Here is a 1058-nt window from a genome sequence, read left to right on the forward strand (position 1 = left end):
TATCTTCGATGTATTCGCGAGTGACATAGCGGTAGTTACCTTGAATAAAGCCGCCGTTAAACTGATATTCCAACGTACTGTTGGCAAGCTGCATTGAGCTTAAGTCGATGTCGTACTGAACGCCACCGTGATAGAACAGGTAGTCGTTGTAGTTGAAATCAGCTTCAACTGCCCATGAAGAGTAGTTGGTTGTCTCGTCTGGAATGTTCGGGCTATTGCTGATTTTCGTCTTCTTATCGAAGTAGTAGATCTGACCAAACGACACGTTCAAACGTTCTTTGTAGTCATCATCAAAGAAGCGCGTACTTGCACCGTAGCTCAGCTGGTTAGCCGATGCGATCTTATCAATACCACTGTACTTACGACTGCGGAATAGACCGTAGTAGTCAGTTTGCAGCAGCGTTGTATCGTAGTTGTAGATGTTGGTTTGATCTTCTTCTGGTACGTATAGGTACTGAAGCTGTGGTTCTAGCGTTTGTGTGTAGCCTTTGATCCAACTGGTGTCACGCTCTAAGTAAATCTGAGCATGGGTACGAAACTCAGGAATAACACGAGAAACTTGTTCATCAAGCTGGTTTTTCAAGTCCACGTCTGTCAAGCCAGTAAGGTCTTGAGAGTAGTAAGTGGAAAGTACGCGCGCTTCCGTTGTCCAAGTGGCCCAAGAGTTTGACAGCGGCATGGTTAGTCCCGGCTCTATGTGAACGCGAGTCGCATTTGGTCGAGCGGTATCACTAGTGTCAAAACGGCTGACTTGGCTTTTTACGTCGAAGTTAAGGTGATCACCCCACAACGGCGTGTAGTAGTTCAAATCTAATTGAGGAAGTAAACGATATGGACGGTTTTCTTCTTTCAAGAGGATTTGGAAATCTCGAACGGTTAAAGACGCATCCCAGAAATCTGAACGGTACTGCACATGTCCTTCTTGGACTAACTGGCCGTCTTCACGGTTACCGATGTCAGAGTCCAAATCTAGGAAGTAATCAATGTCGCTGACTTGTGAGTAATCAACTTTAACAATCCACTGTTTATTGATAATACCATCGTGCTTAACTTGGTAA

General features: G+C 44.9%; 1 protein-coding gene. It reads right to left on the bottom strand.

From position 1 onward, the window contains the following. A partial coding sequence (gene lptD, locus R7F07_RS25410) for an LPS assembly protein LptD (protein WP_318110695.1) occupies nucleotides 1-1058 on the bottom strand: 1058 nt, incomplete at both ends.

Origin of the sequence: Vibrio sp. YT-16, from assembly GCF_033337405.1 — a bacterium.
Lineage (GTDB): Bacteria > Pseudomonadota > Gammaproteobacteria > Enterobacterales > Vibrionaceae > Vibrio > Vibrio alginolyticus.